Annotated in this window: 15 protein-coding genes and 1 pseudogene; 11 read left to right on the forward strand and 5 right to left on the reverse strand. The window is 75.3% G+C overall.

Annotated features, from left to right (window positions below; genetic code table 11):
- Nucleotides 1–388 precede the first annotated feature (388 nt).
- Nucleotides 389–1,828 (forward strand): glyceraldehyde-3-phosphate dehydrogenase, encoded by a 1,440-nt coding sequence (locus tag QSK52_RS00310; RefSeq protein WP_285732135.1) that lies wholly within the window; start codon nt 389–391, stop codon nt 1,826–1,828.
- A gap of 122 nt (nt 1,829–1,950) precedes the next feature.
- Here the strand turns inward: QSK52_RS00310 and QSK52_RS00315 are convergent, their stop codons facing one another.
- Nucleotides 1,951–2,562: a CGNR zinc finger domain-containing protein gene (locus QSK52_RS00315; protein ID WP_285732137.1), complete on the reverse strand. Its 612-nt coding sequence runs from the start codon at nt 2,560–2,562 to the stop codon at nt 1,951–1,953.
- A gap of 193 nt (nt 2,563–2,755) precedes the next feature.
- On the opposite strand from QSK52_RS00315, the gene QSK52_RS00320 reads away from it, so the two are divergent.
- The gene (locus QSK52_RS00320) at nt 2,756–3,493 is read left to right on the forward strand and encodes an MBL fold metallo-hydrolase (RefSeq protein WP_285732139.1); all 738 of its coding nucleotides are present in this window, start codon (nt 2,756–2,758) and stop codon (nt 3,491–3,493) included.
- A gap of 183 nt (nt 3,494–3,676) precedes the next feature.
- Here the strand turns inward: QSK52_RS00320 and QSK52_RS00325 are convergent, their stop codons facing one another.
- Nucleotides 3,677–5,020, reverse strand: a complete 1,344-nt coding sequence (locus QSK52_RS00325; RefSeq protein WP_285732141.1) for a helix-turn-helix domain-containing protein — start codon at nt 5,018–5,020, stop codon at nt 3,677–3,679.
- A 237-nt stretch (nt 5,021–5,257) separates the two neighbouring features.
- Between QSK52_RS00325 and QSK52_RS00330 the strand changes: the two genes are divergently transcribed.
- From QSK52_RS00330 to QSK52_RS00340, 3 genes are all read left to right on the forward strand, one after another.
- Nucleotides 5,258–6,766, forward strand: coding sequence for a UbiD family decarboxylase (locus QSK52_RS00330; RefSeq protein WP_285732143.1), 1,509 nt, complete (start codon nt 5,258–5,260; stop codon nt 6,764–6,766).
- A 103-nt stretch (nt 6,767–6,869) separates the two neighbouring features.
- Nucleotides 6,870–7,607: a type 1 glutamine amidotransferase domain-containing protein gene (locus QSK52_RS00335; RefSeq protein WP_285732145.1), complete on the forward strand. Its 738-nt coding sequence runs from the start codon at nt 6,870–6,872 to the stop codon at nt 7,605–7,607.
- Nucleotides 7,608–7,693: 86 nt separating this feature from the next.
- Nucleotides 7,694–9,922: a DEAD/DEAH box helicase gene (locus QSK52_RS00340; protein WP_285732147.1), complete on the forward strand. Its 2,229-nt coding sequence runs from the start codon at nt 7,694–7,696 to the stop codon at nt 9,920–9,922.
- Between the two features lie 15 nt (nt 9,923–9,937).
- Here the strand turns inward: QSK52_RS00340 and QSK52_RS00345 are convergent, their stop codons facing one another.
- The 3 genes and pseudogenes from QSK52_RS00345 to QSK52_RS00355 form a co-directional block, all read right to left on the reverse strand.
- Nucleotides 9,938–10,450, reverse strand: a complete 513-nt coding sequence (locus QSK52_RS00345; protein ID WP_285733383.1) for a CHAP domain-containing protein — start codon at nt 10,448–10,450, stop codon at nt 9,938–9,940.
- Nucleotides 10,424–10,648, reverse strand: a pseudogene (locus QSK52_RS00350) (peptidase inhibitor family I36 protein); the annotation flags it as partial. The pseudogene QSK52_RS00350 and the gene QSK52_RS00345, both read right to left, overlap by 27 nt.
- 48 nt (nt 10,649–10,696) lie before the next feature.
- Nucleotides 10,697–11,065 carry a winged helix-turn-helix transcriptional regulator gene (locus QSK52_RS00355; RefSeq protein ID WP_285732149.1) on the reverse strand — a complete coding sequence of 123 codons (369 nt, stop codon included), beginning with the start codon at nt 11,063–11,065 and terminating at the stop codon, nt 10,697–10,699.
- Between the two features lie 84 nt (nt 11,066–11,149).
- Between QSK52_RS00355 and QSK52_RS00360 the strand changes: the two genes are divergently transcribed.
- From QSK52_RS00360 to QSK52_RS00385, 6 genes are all read left to right on the forward strand, one after another.
- A complete protein-coding gene (locus tag QSK52_RS00360) occupies nt 11,150–12,061 on the forward strand; it encodes an NAD(P)-dependent oxidoreductase (protein WP_285732151.1) in 912 nt (303 codons plus the stop codon).
- 149 nt (nt 12,062–12,210) lie between these two features.
- On the forward strand, nt 12,211–12,780 hold the full coding sequence (locus QSK52_RS00365) for a GNAT family N-acetyltransferase (RefSeq protein WP_285732152.1): 570 nt from the start codon (nt 12,211–12,213) through the stop codon (nt 12,778–12,780).
- Between the two features lie 45 nt (nt 12,781–12,825).
- Entirely contained in the window at nt 12,826–14,961 is a 2,136-nt protein-coding gene (locus QSK52_RS00370; protein ID WP_285732154.1) for a WD40 repeat domain-containing protein, read from the forward strand.
- A gap of 345 nt (nt 14,962–15,306) precedes the next feature.
- The gene (locus QSK52_RS00375; RefSeq protein ID WP_285732156.1) at nt 15,307–16,146 is read left to right on the forward strand and encodes a hypothetical protein; all 840 of its coding nucleotides are present in this window, start codon (nt 15,307–15,309) and stop codon (nt 16,144–16,146) included.
- A 204-nt stretch (nt 16,147–16,350) separates the two neighbouring features.
- Nucleotides 16,351–18,696, forward strand: coding sequence for a hypothetical protein (locus QSK52_RS00380; protein WP_285732159.1), 2,346 nt, complete (start codon nt 16,351–16,353; stop codon nt 18,694–18,696).
- Between the two features lie 40 nt (nt 18,697–18,736).
- Nucleotides 18,737–19,624: a hypothetical protein gene (locus QSK52_RS00385; RefSeq protein WP_285732161.1), complete on the forward strand. Its 888-nt coding sequence runs from the start codon at nt 18,737–18,739 to the stop codon at nt 19,622–19,624.

A 19,624-nucleotide genomic window follows, 5' to 3' on the forward strand; every position in this document is an offset into this window, starting at 1 on the left:
CGGACGCGGCCGGACCCGTCCGTGCCCCCACTCTGGCGGCGGCCGGACCGCGGTGGTCGGGGAACTGACGGAGCGTCACCCCGGAGGGTGACGAACGCGACGCGGGTGACGTTGGTCACGCCGGGCGGCCCGCGGGGCGCGACCTGACGGGACGTCACATCCGGGCCCGAGCAGCGCGGAAGCCGCCGCCGGGCGCCGCGGGTGTGGCCGCCGTCACGTCCGGCGCCCCCTTCCGGGGCGAAGCGCTGCTGGTCAGCGGGGGGACCGGCCCCGGACCGGCCCGGGGGGCCTGGCTAGCATGGGGGTCGCCTCGGCACGGCCAACCCTCAGCACGGCCCGCCTCCAGCTCGGCCTACCCTCAACTCGGCCTACCCTCGAAAGTTGAATTGTGACTGTCAACGACGACGTGTTCACGGACTGGAAGACCCGCGAGGAGCTCGCGGAGACGATGATCCCGATCATCGGACGGCTCCACCGCGAGCGGGACGTCACCATCCTGCTGCACAGCCGTTCCCTGGTGAACAAGTCGGTGATCAGCATCCTGAAGACGCACCGCTTCGCCCGCCAGATCGCCGGCCAGGAACTCTCGATCACCGAGACCTTCCCCTTCCTCCAGGCCCTCGCCACGCTCGACCTCGGCCCGTCCCAGATCGACCTCGGCCTGCTCGCCGAGGCCCACCGCGCCGACGACCGCGGCCTGTCCGTCGCCGAGTTCACCGCCGAGGCGGTGGCGGGCGCGACCGGCGCCAACAAGACCGAGCGCCAGGCCCCGCGCGACGTGGTGCTGTACGGCTTCGGCCGGATCGGCCGCCTGCTCGCCCGCCTGCTGGTCGAGAAGGCCGGCGGCCTGCGGCTGCGCGCCATCGTGGTCCGCAACGGCGGCGGCGACGACCTGGTCAAGCGCGCCTCGCTGCTGCGCCGCGACTCCATCCACGGCCAGTTCCAGGGCACCATCACCGTGGACGAGGCGACCGACACCATCGTCGCCAACGGCAACGCGATCAAGGTCATCTACTCCAACGACCCCGGCGAGGTGGACTACACCGCCTACGGGATCGACAACGCCATCCTGATCGACAACACCGGCCGCTGGCGCGACCGCGAGGGCCTGTCCCAGCACCTGCGCCCCGGCATCGCCAAGGTCGTGCTGACCGCCCCCGGCAAGGGCGACGTCCCGAACATCGTGCACGGCGTCAACCACGACACCGTCAAGCCGGACGAGCGGATCATCTCCTGCGCGTCCTGCACCACCAACGCGATCGTGCCGCCGCTGAAGGCGATGGACGACGAGTACGGCGTGCTGCGCGGCCACGTGGAGACCGTCCACTCGTTCACCAACGACCAGAACCTGCTGGACAACTACCACAAGGCCGACCGCCGGGGCCGCTCCGCGCCGCTCAACATGGTCATCACCGAGACCGGCGCCGCCTCGGCCGTCGCCAAGGCCCTGCCCGAGCTGAAGGCCAAGATCACCGGCAGCTCGATCCGCGTCCCCGTGCCGGACGTCTCGATCGCCATCCTCAACCTGCAGCTGGCCCGCGAGACCACCCGCGAGGACGTCCTGGAGCACCTGCGGGAGGTCTCGCTGACCTCCGCGCTGAAGCGGCAGATCGACTTCATCGACTCGCCCGACGCGGTCTCCAGCGACTTCATCGGCTCCCGCCACGCCTCGATCGTGGACGCGGGCGCGACCAAGGTCGAGGGCGACAACGCGATCCTCTACCTGTGGTACGACAACGAGTTCGGCTACTCCTGCCAGGTCGTCCGGGTCGTCCAGCACGTCTCCGGCGTCGAGTACCCGACCTTCCCGGTCGTTCCGACGCACTGACCGACCCGCTCTCCCCGCGGAACCCCGGACGGCCCGCCGTCCGGGGTTTCCCGTTCTCCGGGGACGGCCCGTTCTCCGGGGGGTGGTCGGGTCTCCGGGGCCGGTCGGGCCCGCCGGGTCGGTCAGGCCCGCTGCTCCGCGCGCCGCTTGGCGTAGGCGCGGGCCGCCCGGACGCGGTCGCCGCAGCGGGTGGAGCACCAGTGCCGGGCGGCGTGGGTGCGGACGTAGAACCGGCTGCACGGGGCGCCCCCGCAGCGGGCCAGCCGCTCGGCGTCCGGGCCGGTCAGCAGGTCGGCGGCGTCGGCGGCCAGCCGGGCCATCGCCCGGTCGGCGATCCGGTCGGCCGGGTGCGGCAGCCTGCGGTGCAGACCCCGCTCGGCGTCCCAGTGCAGCAGCGCCACCGCCGGGGCCGCGGTCAGCGCCTCGTTCACCGCCGCCAGCGCCCCCGGCGGCGCGGGCCGTCCCGCCACCCGGGCGTCCAGCAGCTCCCGCACCGCCCCCCGGAACACCCGCAGCCGCACCGTGCACGGCCCCAGCACCCGTCCCGCCTCCGGTGCGAGCCCGTGCTCCACCAGCCACTCCGACGCCGCCTCCGGCGCCCCGAGCAGGTCCAGCGGCCCGCTCGGCAGCGTCAGCAGCGAGTTGGCGAAGTCCAGCGCCGGGTACTGCTCGGCCCCCGGGGCGGGCGGCGGCACGACGGGTTCTGCGGCGGTGGGGGCGGTGCGCTGGCTCATGCCCCTCATGGTAAACGCTCGCGTTGCCCGTGAGGAGAGGCGTTCGGTCGGCCGTCGGCCCTCGGGAGTCGGGTGGGGAAGCTCGGTGTACTTCACGGAAAACCTTGCGATTCTCCGTGAGAGGCCGCTAGATTCTCCTCACGGAGAAAGTTGAAGTTCCCCGTGAGGGGATCGCCGATTCGCGAGGTGCGCCATGACCGCTGTCCCCACCGTCCAGGTCTTCGGAGGCCCCACCGCCCTGATCGAGTACGGCGGCCTGCGCCTGCTGACCGACCCGACCTTCGACGCCCCCGGCGACTACCCGCGCGGCGGTGGCCGGTTCCTCACCAAGACCCTCCCCGGCACCGTCGACCCCGCCGACCTCGGCCCGCTCGACGCGGTCCTGCTCTCGCACGACGAGCACCCCGACAACCTCGACCACGGCGGCCGCAAGCTGCTCGCCGACGTCCCGCTCACCCTCACCACCCGCGGCGGCGCCGAACGCCTCGGCGGCACCGCGCAGGGCCTCGCCCCTTGGCAGGAAGTCGAGTTGGGCGGGGTCACGATCACCGCCGTGCCCGCCCAGCACGGGCCCGACGGCTGCGAGCCGGTCACCGGCGAGGTGATCGGCTTCGTCCTCACCGCCCCCGGCCTGCCCGTCGTCTACGTCAGCGGCGACAACGCCTCGCTGGAGGTCGTCGAGCGGATCGCCGAACGCTTCGGCCCCGTCGACACCGCCGTCCTGTTCGCGGGCGGCGCCCGCACCGGCATCTTCGACAACGCCCTGCTCACCCTCGACAGCGCCCGTGCCGCCGAAGCCGCCCGCATCCTCGGCGCCCGTCGCGTCGTCCCCGTCCACTTCGACAGCTGGGCCCACTTCACCGAGGGCCGCGAGCCCCTGCTCGCCGCCTTCGCCGCGGCCGGGCTCGCGGACGTCCTCGAACTGGCCTGAGCGCGGCCGGGAGCCCCGGGGGTGGCGCCGCTCCCTCGGCTCGCGACGGACGCCGAACCCGGACCGGCTGCAAGGAGTTGCCCGCAGGGGCGGGAACACGGCGAAGCGTCAGGTCCGCGCTCCGGGGCCTCGCCGGATGGGGCCGTCGCCCGTCGCCCGTCGCCCGCTGACGGTGCTCCGGCGCTACGGGGCCCGGTCGGTGGCCGGGCGGGGCGCGGGGGCGGGCCGCGGGGCGGCGGCGAGGCCGGTGGCGGCGAGGGCGGTGCGGTAGGCCTCGGCGGCGAGCAGGGGTTCGTCCTCGCGGTGCCAGAGTTCGGCGATGCGCTGCCACGCCTCCACCGAGCGGCACTCCTCGGCGGTGAGCGTCTGCTGGGCGGTGCGCAGCAGGTGGCGGGCGCGCTCCGGGGCGCCGGTGCGGAAGGCCAGGTCGGCGGCCCGGACCCGGAGCAGGGCCCGCAGGTCGGCGGAGAGCTCCGCCAGCGGCAGGTCGTCGGCGGCCGCCAGGTGCTCGGCGGCGGCGGACAGGTCGTCGGCGGCCAGCGCGGTCTCCGCGAGGCTGTCCAGGCAGGCGGCGAGGTCGCCGACGCCGCCGACCTCCCGGCTGGCGGCGTACGCGGCGGCCAGCTCCCGGCGGCCCTCCTCCAGGCGGCCGGGCTGGACCGCCAGGATGACGCCGTAGGCGTGCCGGAGCATGGTCAGGTTGCGCCGGTGGTCGGTCTCGCCGAACAGTGCGAGCGCCTTCTCGGCGAGGGTCAGGGCGTCGCCGAGCCGTCCGGTGTCGTAGGCGGACGTGGCGGCGTTCCAGTAGGCGGAGCCGCGGGCCAGTGGAGTGCCGACCCGCTCCGCGGCGTCGATCATCCGGCGCAGCAGCATCTCGCCGCGCAGCAGGTCGCCGCGGGCGCCGTACACCCCGCCGAGGGTGACGCCGAGCCGGACGGTCTCGTCGCTCCACTCCAGGCCGAGCCGTTCGAAGGCCTCCAGGGCGCGTTCGCCGACCTCCGCCGCGTAGTCCAGGTCGCCCGCGGTGCGGTGGGTGCGGCACAGGTCGATGCCGTACGTCGCCCACTGCACCGATCCGGGTTCGGCGGACCGCCACAGCGCGTCGTACTCCGCGGCGGCCAGGTCGAGCCGCCCGGTCTGCTCCAGGGCGCGGGCCCGGCCGTGCGCGGCGCGTCGGCGCAGCTCCGCGGTGTGCGCGGAGTCGGTCCCGGCGGGCAGCGCGGCCAGCGCGGCGGTGAACTGTTCGAGCGCGGTCCGCGGGGCGCCGTTCACCGCGGCGAGTTCGGCGAACAGGACGGTCGACTCGACGTCGCCGGGCTGCCGCCGACCGTGGGCGAGGTACTCGACGGTGGTGCCGAGGGTGTCGGCGAGGGTGCGCAGGACGGCCGGGGTGGGGCGGCGGCGGCCGGACTCGATCAGCGACAGGTAGCTCTTGGAGACGCCCGGCCCGCAGGCGGCGGACTGCGAGAGCCCGCGCTCCAGGCGCAGTTCGCGGATCCGCTCGCCCGCCCGGTCGTCGACCTCCATCACCCCGCCCCTCCCCGGTCCGCTTCTTGGGCGGGCCTTTACCCGCCGGATCGGCGGCCGAACCAGGATAGGGCCCCGCGACCTGCGGGTTCACAGCTCGGTTTACAACCGTCTACAGGCAGTGGTTACATGTGCCCGCCCGAAGGCGGTTGACGAGGCGTCAACTGCCCTGCTGGGAGGGGGGTTTCGCGCCGCGGAGCGGAGGCCTCCCCTCCGCGGACCGAGGAGGCGCCCGTCATGCCGCACCTGAAGAGCCTGCGCGAGTTCATCGCCGCACTGGAGGAGATCGGCGACCTCCAGCCCGTCGCCCGCGAGGTGGACTGGCACCTGGAGGCCGGGGCGGTCATCCGCCGCTGCTACGACCTGAACGCCCCCGCCCCGCTGTTCGAGCAGCTGACGGGCTACCGGGACACCGGGTTCCGGCTGCTCGGCGCGCCCGCCGCGCTCAGCGCCTCCGGCCACCCGCTGGCCCGGATCGCGCTCGCCCTCGGCCTGCCCGCCGACGCCACCGGCCAGCAGATCGTGGAGACCCTGGCCGAGGCCAGGAGCCGCCCCGGCATCCCCCCGGTCGAGGTGGACCGGGCCGCCGCGCCCTGCAAGGAGCACGTGTTCACCGGCGAGGACGTCGACCTGTTCCGGTTCCCGACGCCGCTGATCCACGGCAACGACGGCGGCCGCTACCTGCAGACCTACGGCATGAACATCGTCCGCACCCCGGACGGCTCGTGGACCAACTGGTCGATCAACCGGATGATGATCCACGACCGGCGCACCCTGGCCTGCCTGATCCCGCCGCCGCAGCACCTGGGCATCATCCGCGCCCGGTGGGCCGAACTCGGCGAGCCGATGCCGATCGCACTGGCCATCGGCGTCGAACCCGGGCTGCCCTTCGTCGGCGGCATGCCGCTGCCCGAGGGCGCCGACGAGTCGCACTACCTGGGCGCGCTGTTCGGCGAGGGCATCGAACTGGTCCGGGCCGAGACCGTCGACCTGCTGGTGCCCGCCACCGCCGAGATCGTGGTGGAGGGCCACATCGCGCTCGACGAGACGGTGATGGAGGGCCCGTTCAACGAGTTCCCCGGCTACAACGCCACCGAGGCGTCCCCCAAGGCGGTCTTCCACGTCAGCGCGGTCACCCACCGCACCGGCGCGATCCAGCCGGTGGTCGCCGCCGGGCCGCCCGTCGAGGAGGACCACACCGTCATCGGCACCACCAGCGCCGCCGAGATCCTCCACCTGCTGCGCGGCGCGGGCCTGCCGATCGCCTCCGCCTGGTACAACTTCGAGGCCGCCGTGCACTGGCTGACCCTCGCCGTCCGCTCCGACTGGCACGCCACCACCGGACTCTCCTCGGCCCGACTCGTCGACCGCGTCGCCGAGGTCATCTTCCAGGGCAAGCCCTCGGTGAACGCGCCGAAGATCCTGCTGGTCGAGGACGACATCGACATCACGAACCTGGACGAGGTGGTGTGGGCCTTCGCCACCCGCTCGCACCCCGAACGCGGCGAGTTCCACTACCCGCACAAGCTCAGCATGCAGCTCGCCGTCTACCTCTCCCCGGAGGAGGCCCACACCTTCTCCGCCGGGAAGGTCGTCTACAACTGCCTGCTCGCCGACCTCTACCCCGAGGGGCAGCGGCCGGTGAAGGGCAGCTTCGAGAACGGCTGGCCCCCGGAGATCCAGCAGCGGGTGCTCGCCAACTGGCGCTCCTACGGCTTCGCCGAGCCCGGCCGTCCGCGCCGCTGACCGCCGAGCCCGGCCGGCTCGTCCATCCGCCGCGGCAGCCCGCCGCGGCAGCCCACCACGGCAGCCCGCCGCGGCAGCCCACCACGACAACGGGGAGACCGCCGTGACCGCCGTACTCGACACCCTCGGCGCCAAGCGCGTCCTGATCCTCGCCTCCAACCCCGCCACCTCCACCGTCACCGGCTGGCCGGTCGGCTTCTGGTGGTCCGAACTCACGCACCCGTACTGGGAGTTCACCCAGGCCGGCTACCAGGTCGAGATCGTCTCGCCGGACGGCGGCCCGCTCACCGCCGACGGCTGGAGCGACCCGCGCGACCCGTCGCGCTACTCGGCCGAGGACCTGCTCTCGCTCGGCTTCGCCACCTCGCCCGAGCACGCCGCCCTGCTCGCCGACACCCCGTCCGTGGACGGGGTCGACGTCGCCGGGTACGACGCGCTGCTGGTGATCGGCGGCCAGGGCCCGATGTTCACCTTCGTGCGGGACGCCCGGGTGCACGCCCTGATCGCCGCCTTCCACGAGGCGGGGAAGGTCACCGCCGTGCTCTGCCACGGCACCGCCGCCCTGCTGCACACCCGGCTCCCCGACGGCAGCCTGCTGGTCGCCGGGAAGACCTGGACCGGCTTCGCCGACGCCGAGGAGGACTACGTCGACGCCTACGTCGGGCAGCGCGTCCAGCCCTTCCGGATCGAGACCGAGGCCCGCGCCCTGACCGGCACCAACTTCGTGGTGGCGGGCCCCGTCCGGCCGCACGCCGTCCGCGACGGCCTGCTGGTCACCGGCCAGCAGCAGTACTCCGGCACCGCAGTGGCCCGCCTGGTGATCGAGGCCCTCGGCCGCTGAGCCCGCCCCCGCACCGGTCCCCCCTCGCGGGCCCGGGGCGTCGGTGGGGGGTGGGAGGATGGCCGCGCCGGGAGAGAGGGGCGGGCGTGGGGCGCAGGACGCGGCGGGCGCGGGAGGTGCTGGCCCGGGCGGAGCGGTTGCGCGCGGCCGCCCGGGGCGTGGTCGCCGAGCACGCGGCCGCGGTCGACCAGGTGGCGCGGGCGCACCGGGAGGTGTTCGAGCGGCTGGTGCGGGCCGAGCTGGAGGCGATCCCGGTCGAGCGGCTGAAGGACGTCACCGAGGGCCGCCTGCAGATCGGCACGCTGCGCGCCGTCGGCTACGCCACCGTCGCCGCCGTGCACGCCGCGACCCGGCAGGACCTGCTGCGGATCCCCGGCATCGGCGGCCCCACCGCCGCGCACCTGCTCGGCGCCGCGGGGCAGATCGCCACCGCCGTGCAGGAGGGCACCGCCGTCCGCCTCGACCCCGCGCACCCCGACGCCGGGACGACCGCGCTGGTCGCCGCCCTGCACCGGCTGGTGCTGGCCGGGCCCGCCGCCCGCCGGGCCGCCGCCGAGGCCGCCGAACTCGACGCCCGGTACGGGCCCCCGCTGGCCGAGGCGAAGTACGCCCGGGGCGGGCTGCGCGGCCTGCTGGCCGGGGCGCAGAAACGCGAACGGGCCCGACAGGCCGTCGAGTTGCTGGACGCGGAGGGGGAGCGGGCGGAGGCCGACGGGGTCGAGCTGCGGTTCGCCCAGGCCACCGCGGACCTGCTGCGCCCGACCGCCGGGGAGGTGGAGGTCTGGGTCGAGTTCGAGCACCGGGCCGCCGAGTTCCACGCCGAACTCGCCCTGCTCGCCGAGGACGGCCGACTCGCCGGCCCGACCGCCACCGACGGCCGGGCCGCCGCCGAGGGCCACCTGCCGGACGGCCTCGCCGAGCAGGTCCGCGCCCAGCCCTTCGACGACCGCGGCTGCACCGTCTCGCTGCGCGGCTACCAGGCGTTCGGCGCCCGGTTCGCGCTGGCCCGGAAGAAGGTGGTGATCGGCGACGAGATGGGCCTCGGCAAGACCGTCCAGGCCCTCGCCGTGCTCGCCCACCTGGCGGCCGCGGCGGAGGGGGCGGCGCGCTTCCTGGTGGTGTGCCCGGCCTCGGTGCTGGTCAACTGGCAGCGCGAGACCGCCGCCCGCACCACCCTCGCCGCGCACCGCTACCACGGCCCCGACCGGGAGGCCGCCCGGGAGCGCTGGCTCGCCACCGGCGGCGTCCTGGTCGCCACCTACGAGTCGCTGCGCACCCTGGCCGACGACCCGGTGGCCGCCCTGGTCGTCGACGAGGCGCACTTCGTGAAGAACCCGGCCGCCCGGCGCACCCGGCTGGTCGCCGAACGGGCCGCCCGCACCGAGTACGTGCTGTTCCTCACCGGCACCCCGATGGAGAACCGGGTCGAGGAGTTCCGCACCCTGATCGGCCACCTCCAGCCCGAGCTGCTCGCCGACCTCCCGGCCGGGCTCGGCGCCCTCGGCCCGCTCGCCTTCCGCCGCGCCGTCGCCCCCGCCTACCTGCGCCGCAACCAGCAGGACGTGCTCACCGAACTCCCGGACGTGGTACGGGTCGACGAGTGGGACGAGTTCTCCGCGGCGGACCGCGCCGCGTACGCCGCCGCCGTCGCCGAGGGCAACTTCATGGCGATGCGCCGCGCCGCCTACGCCGACCCCGCGCACTCCGCGAAACTCCGCCGCCTGCGCGAACTCGTCGCGGAGGCGGCCGAGTCCGGGCACAAGGTGGTGGTCTTCTCGTACTTCCGGGAGGTGCTGGCCGCCGTGCACGGCGCGCTCGGCGGAACCGGCGCCGTCACCGGCACCGTCGCCGGGGCGCTGCCCGCCGAGCAGCGGCAGGAACTGGTCGACGCGTTCACCGCCGCCGAGGGCCACGCCGTGCTGCTCTGCCAGATCCAGGCCGGCGGGATCGGACTCAACCTGCAGGCCGCCAACGTGGTCGTCCTGTGCGAACCGCAGCTCAAACCGACCCTGGAGGACCAGGCGGTGGCCCGCGCCCAGCGGATGGGCCAGATCCGCCGGGTCCGGGTGCACCGGCTGCTGGCCACCGACAGCCTGGACCGCCGACTGGTCGAACTGCTGCGCGGCAAGGCCGAGTTGTTCGACCGCTACGCCCGCCGCAGCGACCTCGCCGAGGCCGCCCCCGAGGCCGTCGACATCTCCGACCGGGCGCTGGCGGTGCGGATCGTCGAGGACGAGCAGCTCCGCCTGGCCGGGCCCCGCCCCCCGCGGCGGGAGGACGGGGCCCGGCCGGAGCCCGGCGGCGTGCCCACCTGACCGGCGGGCGGCCGCTCAGAAGTGGATCATCCACTGGAAGTCGGACCCCGAGCTGCTGACGTGGAGGTGGCTGCGGGTGCCGTAGGCCGTCGGGTGGTTCCAGTTGTACTCCTCGACGTCGAAGGAGCCGTCGGAGTAAACGGCGTTGACGTAGGCGACGTGGCCGTACGGCGCGTGGACGTCGTTGACGGCGATGGCGCCGACGGTGGGGGTGGTGTTGACCGCGAGCCCGGCGCTGCGGGCGGCGTCGTCCCAGGTGTTGGCGTTGCCCCAGTGCACGCCGCCCCAGGAGTTGCCGAAGTTCGGGACGCCGAGCCGGGTGGCGATCCGGAAGGCCGCGAAGGCGGTGCACTGGTCGACGTAGAAGCCGCGGCCGGTGTGGTCGTAGTCGTCGACGGGGGTCTGGTTGCCGCCGAGGAACAGGTGCGAGGCGTTGTTGTTCTTCAGGGTGGCGTTGAGGTTGCCCCTGGCGCCGGGGGCGAAGTCCTGGTAGGCGCCCTCGTAGCCGCTGTTGTAGTAGACCCGCACGGTCCGGCCGGAGCGGTTCCACACCGATGCGGCGTTGTTCTTGACGCAGAGGCCCTGGCCGCTGCCGGCGCTCTTGAAGTCGTAGCAGTCCGGCTGGGTGCTCCCGTAGTTGCCGAGGGAGCCGGTGAAGTCGGAGACCGAACCCGCGTTGTCGCTGTTGTAGTAGTAGCAGAACTCCCCGGACTCGCAGACGCCGTCGCGGGCCGCGGCGGGCCCGGTGACGGCGGTCGGCGGTCCGGCCGTCGGTCAGGACGCGGCGTCCAGGAGGGGCGTCGTGGCGAGGCCCTCGCGGCGCACCCGGTCGGCGCCCCAGGCGCCCAGGGGCGCGAGGGCCAGGTTCAGGGTGCGGCCGTGCTCGGTGAGGGAGTACTCGACCCGGGGCGGGACCTCGGGGTACACCTCGCGGTGGACGAGGCCGTCCTGCTCCATCTCGCGCAGGTGCTGGGTCAGCATCTTCTCGCTCACCCCGGGCAGGGCGCGCCGCAGCTCGGCGAAGCGGCGGACGCGGTGGGCGTCCAGCTCCCAGAGGATCAGGCCCTTCCACTTGCCGCTCACCACGTCGAGCGCGGCGTCGATGCCGCAGATGTACGGACCGTTCCGCGGTGCCCTGGCCATCGTCAACTCCCCTGACAGAAAGGTAAGTACCCTAGAAAATAGTGCGTACTTCCGACGTCGGCGGCACCCGCCGAGGATGACGGGGTGAACGAACCACAGCATCCCACCGCCACTCCCGCCGCCGTCACCGTCATCGGGCTCGGCCCGATGGGGCAGGCGATGACCCGCACCCTGCTCGCCGCCGGACACCCCGTCACCGTCTGGAACCGCACCCCCGCCCGGGCCGAGGGCGTCGTCGCCGCCGGGGCGGTGCCCGCCGCCACGCCCGCCGAGGCGCTCCGGGCGAGCGGACTCGTCCTCCTCAGCCTCACCGACCACCGCGCCATGTACGACGTCCTGGACGGTGCCACCGGCGCGCTGGCCGGACGCACCCTGGCCAACCTCGGCTCCGACACCCCCGACCGCTCGCGCGAAGCCGCCCGCTGGGCGGCCCGCCACGGCGCGGACTTCCTCACCGGCGGCGTCATGGTGCCCGCACCGATGGTCGGCACCCCGGGCGCCCACGTCTACTACAGCGGCGACCCGGAGGTGATGGAGCGGCACCGGGCCGTCCTCGCGGAGATCGGCGAACCCCGGTACCTGGGCGCCGACCCTGGCCTCGCCCAGACGATGTACCAGGCCCAGCTCGCGGTCTTCCTCAGCACCCTGTCCGCGCTGATGCACGCCACCGCGATGCTCGGCAGCACCGGGATGAAGGCCGCCGAGGCCCTGCCCGAACTGCTCGCCTCCGCCGACCGGGTGGGCGCGATCCTGCGGGCGGGCGAGCGCCGCCCCGGCGCCGGGATCGACGCCGGTGAGCACCCCGGCCACCTCAGCACGGTCACCATGATGGGCGCCACCGCCGACCACATCGTCGAGACCAGCACCGCCCTCGGCCTCGACCTCGCCCTCCCGCTCGCCGTGCAGGCCCACTACCGGCACGCGATCGAGCACGGGCACGGCGGCGACAACTGGACCCGGATCATCGACGCCGTGCGCAACCCGCGGGCCCACTGACGCCCAACCCGCCCGCACTCCGCCGACGTGCACGGACCTCCGTCCTCAGGGCCCGACTTGACGGCCGGTCGAACGACGGGGGAGGGTACGCCGGGCGGCCCGCGAGGGCGGCCCGGCACAGCCGGCAGGGGGAGCGGACGGGGGGAGCGATGCGCACGCTCACCGAGGTGCGGGACGAACCGATGACGGCCGACGGCCTGGTGCTGCGCCGCCCGCGCCCCGCCGACGCCGCCCTCGTGCACCGCGGCACCCACGACCCGCTGGTGCGCGAGTTCCTGCAGGCCGTCGTCCCGCACCGGGACACCGCCGCCGCCGAGAAGTGGCTCACCGACATCCCCCCGATGCTGTGGGAGACCGGCCGCGCCGCCTACTTCACCGTCGAGGCGGCGGCCGCCGCCGAACCCGTCGGCTGGGCCGAACTCGTCAACCTCGACCCGGAGCAGGAGAGCGCCGAGGTCGCCGTCTGGCTGCTGCCCGAACACCGCCGCCTGCGCACCGCCAAGGCCGCGCTGCGCCTGGTGTGCCGCTTCGGCTTCGAACGGATCGGCCTGCGCCGGATCGACGCCTACGCAGCCGCCGACAACATGCCCAGCCAGCTCACCGGAGCCGCGATCGGCTTCCGCCGGGCCGGCTACCGCCCGGCGCTGTTCCGCAGCTCCCGCACCCACCGGCTGCACGACGCCGTGCACGCCACCCTCGTACCGGAAGACCTCTGCTGACCCACGGGGCTCCCAACATCCCTGTACCGAACCAGGAGTGACACCATGTCAGGAAGCGTACGGCTGGAAGACGGCGGCCGCGGCGAACTGCTGATCACCGCCGACGGCACCTTCCGGGCCGGCCGCGCCGACCGCGAGCGGACCGGCCGGATCGACCCCGCGCTGCTCCGCCGCGTCCTCGCCGCCACCGCCCGGTTCCCCGCCCCCGCACCCGTCGACGCCCCCGCCACCGGGCGGCGGCTCACCGTCCAGGGGCAGCCCGGGCAGCCCGACCGGCAGTGGGCCGACGGCACCGCCGCCCCCGTCCCCGCCGAGGCGGCCGTGCTCGACGCGCTGCTCGCCCAGGCCCTCGGCGAGGCCGACGCCCCCGCCGCGCTGCCCGCCGCCCTGGCCCGCACCGAACCCGCCACCGGCACCCCCCGCAGCGCCGCCGCGGTCGGCACCGTGGCCGGACGGGCCGCGTACGCCCTGGTCGAGGCCGACGGCGCGTTCGGCCTCACCGCGCTGGACGACGCCGCCCCGCTCGGCGGCTCCGACGCCGACGCCGGGCTCGCCCCGACCGCCGTCGCGCTCGGCGAGGCGGGCGGCCGTTCGCTGTTCGCGGTCGGCAGCACCGACGGTTCGGTCCAGGTCTGGGACGCCGCCACCGGCGCCGTCGCGCACGGCACCACCGGCGGCGAGGGCGCCCAGGCGGTCGCCGCCCTGGTCTGCCGGGACATCCCGGTGGCGTTCTCGGCCGGGCAGGTCGGTGACCTGCGGGCCGTCCGGGCCGACGACGGCCGGGTGCTGGGCACCCTGCCCACCGGCGGCCGCGGCGCGACCGCGCTGCGCGCCGTGCACTGCGCCGGGGTCGACCTGCTCGCCGCCGCCTCCCCCGACGGCACCGTCCGGGTCTGGGACGCCGGGAGCGGCGACCTGCTGCACCTGCTGGTCGGCCACCGCGGCGAGGTGGCCGCGCTGGCCGTGCTCACCGTCGACAACCAGGCGGTGCTGGCCTCCGCCGGACAGGACCGCCGGATCCGGCTCTGGGACCTCGCCACCGGCCAGCCGGTCGCCGAACTCGACGGCCACACCGGCACCGTGACCGGCCTCGCCTTCACCACCCTCGCCGACCGCCCCGTCCTCGCCTCCTGCGCGCTGGACGGCACCGTCCGCACCTGGGACGTGTACGACGGCCGCCCGCTGCACGGCTGGCCCGCCGGGGAGTGGCTCACCGCCCTCGCCGCCGTCGGGGACGCGCTCTACACCGGCGACGAGACCGGCCGGATCACCGTCTGGGACGCCGCCACCGGCGCCCCCGCGCCCAAGGCGGTGCCCGCCGGACGCCCCGGCAGCCCGCTCGCCGCCCTGACCGCCGGGGCCCTGCACGGCCGCCCGGTGCTCGCCGCCGGGTTCGGCGACGGCGCGGTCCAGGTCTGGGACGCCGCCACCGGCGGCCAACTCCTCGACCTGCCGGGCGAGGGCGGCCCCGTCCACAGCCTCGACCTCACCGCCGACCTGCTGGTGTGCGGCACCGCGGCCGGCGCCGTCCGCAGCCACCGCCTCACCGACGGCACCGCGCTGCCGCTGCCCGTCCCGCACGCCGGGCCGGTCGCCGGGATCGCCTTCACCCCCGGCGAGCAGCCGCTGCTGGCCTCCGCCGGGCGCGACGGCGTGATCGCCGTCCGGGACGCCGCGACCGGCGCCGACAGCCGCCGCTTCGCCACCGGGTGCGGCCCGTTCACCGCGCTGGCCGCGACCGTGGCGGGCGGCCAGCCGATCCTGGCCACCGCGGGCGAGGACCTGGTGGTGCGCCTGTGGCACGCCGTCAGCGGCGTGGCCGGGCCGGTCTGCACCGGGCTGCCGCAGGCCGCCGAGGTGCTGTCCTTCGCGGTGCTCGGCGGCCGTCCCGCGGTGATCGCGGGCGCGGGCGACGGCACCGTCCTGGTCTGGGACGTCCAGGACGGCAGCCGCACCGCCGAGTTGACCGGCGGCGGCACGGCCGTCCGGGCCGTGGCGGGCCGCGAGTTCGACGGCGAGGCGCTGCTCGCGGCGGGCGACGCCGCGGGCACCCTGCGACTGTGGCACCTGGCCAGTGCGTCCCTGCTCAACGAGGCCGCGCTGGACGGTACTCCGTTGGCGATCGACCTCGACGAGGCGGGCCTGCGGATCGTCACTCCGGGCGGAGCGGTCAAACTCTGACACGAAGCATGCCCAGAACATTCACGATCGACCCGGAGTGGGCACTTCCGGTCTTTACTTCCCCTTACGGGTTCATGCCGTGAATTTACCTGCTGCATGCTTTCCGGACTCCGCCGCGACTCGATCCGGTGCGAAGCTCGGCGCCGGGGTGACGTCCCGTCACCCCGGCAGGGCCGCCCGGCGGGAGCGCTCCCAACTGCGGGTTATGGTGGGCTCGGAATGGGCCGGTGCAGTACGCACGGGCACCTCCCGGCTGCCCTGTCCCGGTGCCCCGGCACGTCCGGCGCAGACCGTCGGTGCAGGTGCGTGCCGACCGGGGGCGGTGGAGCACGGAGGGTGGGGCAAGTGGCGGACGCAACGGTCTGGATCGACCTCGACGAGGTCGAGGCGGCGGCCAAGAAGATCCTCGGGCTGCTGGACGAACTCAGCGGCCCCGCGAACCAGTTGGCGGCCAAGGTCAAGCAGGTCAAGGAGACCGTCTACGGAACCGACCTGGTCGGCAAGGCGATCCAGGGCGGCAGCTCCTCGGTCGGCGGCATCGCCGAGCACCAGGAGCAGGTCCTCCAGGGCATCCAGGTGCTGATCCAGAACGCCACCGCGGTCGGCGAGAACCTGCAGTCCATGGTCGCCAGGCACCGCGCCAACGACGAGCAGCAGGCCGCCGCCCTCGGCACCATCACCGGCGACGGCACCATGCCGGCCGGCCCGGCCCTGGCCGGACTGGGCACCACCTCCGCCGGGACGGTCTTCTCCGGGGCGGAGTACGCGACCCCCACCCTCAGCGGCACGGCCGCCGCTGCACCGGACCACCAGGTGTGGCCCGCGGAGACAGCACAGGCCACGCCGATGCTCCAGGGGCGGCCGGTGGAGACCGCGCAGGCCACGCCCGAGTACGCGCTGCGGCGGCCGGTGGAGACCGTGGAGGCCACGCCCGAGTACGCGCTGCGGCGGCCGGTGGAGACCGCGGAGGGCACGCCGGTGCTCCAGGGGCGGCTGATGGAGACCGTGCAGGCCACGCCCGCGCACCCGGTGACCCCGCCCCCGCCGCCGCCCATCGAAGGGCTGGGCAACATCGACGGGGGCGAGGAGTACCACTCCGCCGAGACGCCCGACCTCCACTACAACACCCCGCCGCCGCCCTTCATCGGGCCGGGCATGTGGGCCCCCACGGGACACGGCGTCTGACGACGCGTCGCGGCCGGGCGGGCACCCCGCCCGGCCGCGACGCGCCGCGCGGTGCCGCCCGCCGGTACCCCGCCGCGCCGTCCGCCTCCCCGCCGCGCCGTCCGTCCGGCTCCTGCCGAGCCGCCCGCGGCTTCCCCGCCGCGCCGTCCGCCCCGTCGCGGGCCCCTTCCGACCCCGACCGCACTCCTCCGGAGACCCGCTGCCATGATCGAGCTGCCCGCCGACCTCGCCGAGGTACTCAAGACCCTCCAGAGCAACGAGCAAGGCGCCGACATCCTCTTCCCCGACGGCAACGAGGACCTGCTCGCCGAGCTCGCCGCCGCCTGGACCAAGTGGAACGAGGTGGCCGACAGCCACGTCGTGGCGATCGTCGAGGCCGCCAACCGGGCCATGGCGAGCATGTCCGGGCCCGCCGCCGACAGCTTCGCCCAGTACCTCAAGAAGTTCGCCGGAGGAGAGGGCTCGCACGTCAGCACCACCCTGCAGTCGGGACACGCCATGGCGAAGTCGATGCAGGGCGCCGCCCAGGCGGTGGGCGACGCCAAGACCGAGATGATCCGCGAACTCCAGTACGCCAAGGACTACATCGCCGCCCACCCGGCCGGGAAGCACGACGACATCGCGAAGTCCGAGGGCGTCAAGGAGGCCGTCAGCCTGTACCACCAGTACGTCAACCACGTCAGCGGCAACGTGGACGCCACGCTCCGGACGAACGCCGACCGCATCGCCGACATGACCGGCATGGGCCAGACCTGTGCCCTCAACGGCAGCGCTGCCGGCGGTGGTTCGGGCGCCGGTGGAGCCGGTGGCGCGGGCGCGGCGGGCGGCCCGGGCGGCATCGGCACCATGAGCGGCCGGGTCGGCGCCAACCTGCCCGGCGGACTGTTCGGCACGGGCGCGGACAGCGGCCTGCCCGGCGGCGTCGGTGACCCGTCCGGTTTCTCGCTGCCCGGTCTGGACGGCAGCGGTGCGGGCGGGGCGTACGGCGGTGCGGGCGGCGGGAGCGGGGCCGCGGGGGCAGGTTTCTCGCTGCCGGGCCTGGACGGCAGCGGCGCGGGCGGGGCGTACGGCGGCGCGGGCGGGGCGTACGGCGGCGCGGGCGGGGCGTACGGCGGTGCGGGCGGCGGGAGCGGGGCCGCGGGGGCCGGCTTCTCACTGCCCGGTCTGGACGGCAGCGGCGGGGCCGGGGCGTACGGCGGCTCCGGGGACTTCTCCGGCTCGGGCAGCACCTTCGGGTCGACCGGCGGCTCGGGCCTGGCGCCCTTCAGCCTGCCCGCCCCCAACCTGCCCGACTTCGGCACCGACACCGGAGGCAGCACCGGCACCCCGGTGTTCAAGCCGCTCTCCTCCGGCAGCGGTTCACTCGGCCTGGCCGGGCTCGGCGACCTCGGCGACATCAACACCGGCGGACCCGGGAGCAGCTACACCCCGAGCCCGTCCTTCAGCACCGGCCCCGGCAGCGGCGGCCCGGGCAGCTTCGGCGGCAGCCCGCTCGGGAACCTCGGCAGCACCTTGGGCAGCACCCTCAGCACGCTCGGCAGTTCGGGCAGCGCGCTCGGCAGTTCGGGCGGTGCCCGCTCCGGGCTCGCCCCGTTCGGCGGGGGCAGCAGCCCGTTCGGCCTCGGCGGCGGGTCCGCCCGCGGGCTGGGCGGCGGCGCGGGCGGCCTCGGCGGCGGAGCGGGCAGCGCCCTGGCCGGACGCAGCGGCGGTGCAGGAGCGGGTTCCGTCATGTCCGGTGCCGGAGCGGGCTCCACGGTCGGCCGGTCCGGGGCCGGTGCCGGGACCGGCGCGGGCGGCGCCACCGCCGGGCGCACCGGCGCCACCGGAGCCGCCGGTGCGGGCCACATGCCCGGCGCCGGCGGTGCCGGACGCGGCGGAGGCGGCAAGGGCGACAAGCACGGCAACCGCTTCGTCAGCCCCACCCGCTTCGGCAGCGAGGGCGAGGAGGACGAGGAACTGCACGGCGACGCGGGCATCCTGGGCCAGGCCGGCGAGGTCGGCCCGCGCGACCGCCACTGGCACCGGGCCCGCCGCCGCTGGCTCGACGACGCCCGCGCCGACGGCACCTTCACCACGCCCGAACCCGAAGCGACCCCCGTCGCGGCCGCACCCACCAGCGAGAGCGAGGTGCTCAACCAGCTCGCGGGCGTCCTGCTCGGCGGCGGCGCGACCGCGGACGGCGGGGCGGGCACCGACGGCGGGTCGGACACCGACGGCGCGACCGACGACCGGAGCGCCGCAGCCACCGTTGCTACCGCCGATCCGACGACGGCGCGCCAGGAGACCCCCGTGACGGCGGTGGAGACCTCCGCCACGACGGCGGACACCTCCGGCGGCGCGGACGACGCCTACCTGGAACGTGCCCGCAGCGCCGCCGCCCGCCGCGGCCACCCCGACGCGCCCGCGGCCGCCCCCGCCGCGACCGCACCCGCCGGGGAGGCGGCGGCCACCGCGCAGCGGGCCCCGCTCCGCGAGGAGGGCGGCTACCAGGTCCCCAGCCCGTTCCTGCGCGCCGCCCTCTCCCGGCTGGCCGCCCCCGCCGCCGACTGACCGCGCGCCGCCGTCGCCCGCCCTGACGAAGGAATCCCCCATGAGCAACGACGAGCAGGCCCGCCGGTACGTCGAGGCCGAGACGCCTGCCGAGCCGGTCCTCGCCGACCGGGCGGTGTCCGAGCAGCTCGCCGAGCCGGTCCTCGCCGACCGGCTGGTGCCTCAGCAGCTCGCCGAGCCGGTCCTCGCCGACCGGGCGGTGCCCGAGCAGCTCGCCGAGCCCATTCCGTTCCGGATCGGTACGGTCATGCCCGACAGTGTTCCGGCGGAGCCGCTCCTGCGGGCGACCCCGGCCGAACCGCTGCAGCCGTTCCTGCGGGCGGAGGATGCGCCGGTTTCGGGCGAGCCGACGCACGTGGTGGGTCGGCCGATGCAGGTGGCGCAGGATGCGCCGGTCCCGGTCCAGCCCGCGCACGTCGTGGGTCGGCCGGTGCAGCAGGGCGTACCGGCGTCCCCCGCCGCCGAGCGGACCGCGGCCGTGAAGAAGCGGGGCGACGACGCGGGCGGTGCCGGGACGGGCTTCCAGGTGGACCCCGAGCAGTACCGGGCGGCGGTGTCGCCGATGCTCGCCGCCTACGAGCAGGTCGCCGAGCTCAGCCGGTCGCTGACCGCCTTCATGTCCTCGATGGAGGCCCAGAACCCCTGGGGCAACGACGACTCGGGCAAGAAGTTCGCCGAGGGCAGCGAGGGCTACCTGCAGTACAGCCACTCCACCCTGACCGTCCTCAAGGCCCTGCCCGACGAGCTGAAGAACATCGCCGACGGCCTGAAGGCGATGGCCGCGGGCTACCAGAACGCGGACGAGAACGTCGTCAACGAACTCAGCGGCCTGGAGAGCACCGCGCAACTGCCCGCCGCGCCGTCGCTCCCGTCGACCCCCGTCACCCCCATCATCAGCACGCGGCCCATCCAGAGCGGAAGGCACTGA

Source organism: Kitasatospora phosalacinea (genome assembly GCF_030268885.1).
GTDB lineage: Bacteria > Actinomycetota > Actinomycetes > Streptomycetales > Streptomycetaceae > Kitasatospora > Kitasatospora phosalacinea_C.

Bases quoted from the DNA above. Each gene is read 5' to 3' on its own strand.
- QSK52_RS00315 (WP_285732137.1), bottom strand. From the start codon at position 2,562: ATGAGCCAGCGCACCGCCCCCACCGCCGCAGAACCCGTCGTGCCGCCG.
- QSK52_RS00320 (WP_285732139.1), top strand. From the start codon at position 2,756: ATGACCGCTGTCCCCACCGTCCAGGTCTTCGGAGGCCCCACCGCCCTG.
- QSK52_RS00325 (WP_285732141.1), bottom strand. From the start codon at position 5,020: ATGGAGGTCGACGACCGGGCGGGCGAGCGGATCCGCGAACTGCGCCTG.
- QSK52_RS00330 (WP_285732143.1), top strand. From the start codon at position 5,258: ATGCCGCACCTGAAGAGCCTGCGCGAGTTCATCGCCGCACTGGAGGAG.
- QSK52_RS00355 (WP_285732149.1), bottom strand. From the start codon at position 11,065: ATGGCCAGGGCACCGCGGAACGGTCCGTACATCTGCGGCATCGACGCC.
- QSK52_RS00365 (WP_285732152.1), top strand. From the start codon at position 12,211: ATGCGCACGCTCACCGAGGTGCGGGACGAACCGATGACGGCCGACGGC.
- QSK52_RS00370 (WP_285732154.1), top strand. From the start codon at position 12,826: ATGTCAGGAAGCGTACGGCTGGAAGACGGCGGCCGCGGCGAACTGCTG.
- QSK52_RS00380 (WP_285732159.1), top strand. From the start codon at position 16,351: ATGATCGAGCTGCCCGCCGACCTCGCCGAGGTACTCAAGACCCTCCAG.
- QSK52_RS00385 (WP_285732161.1), top strand. From the start codon at position 18,737: ATGAGCAACGACGAGCAGGCCCGCCGGTACGTCGAGGCCGAGACGCCT.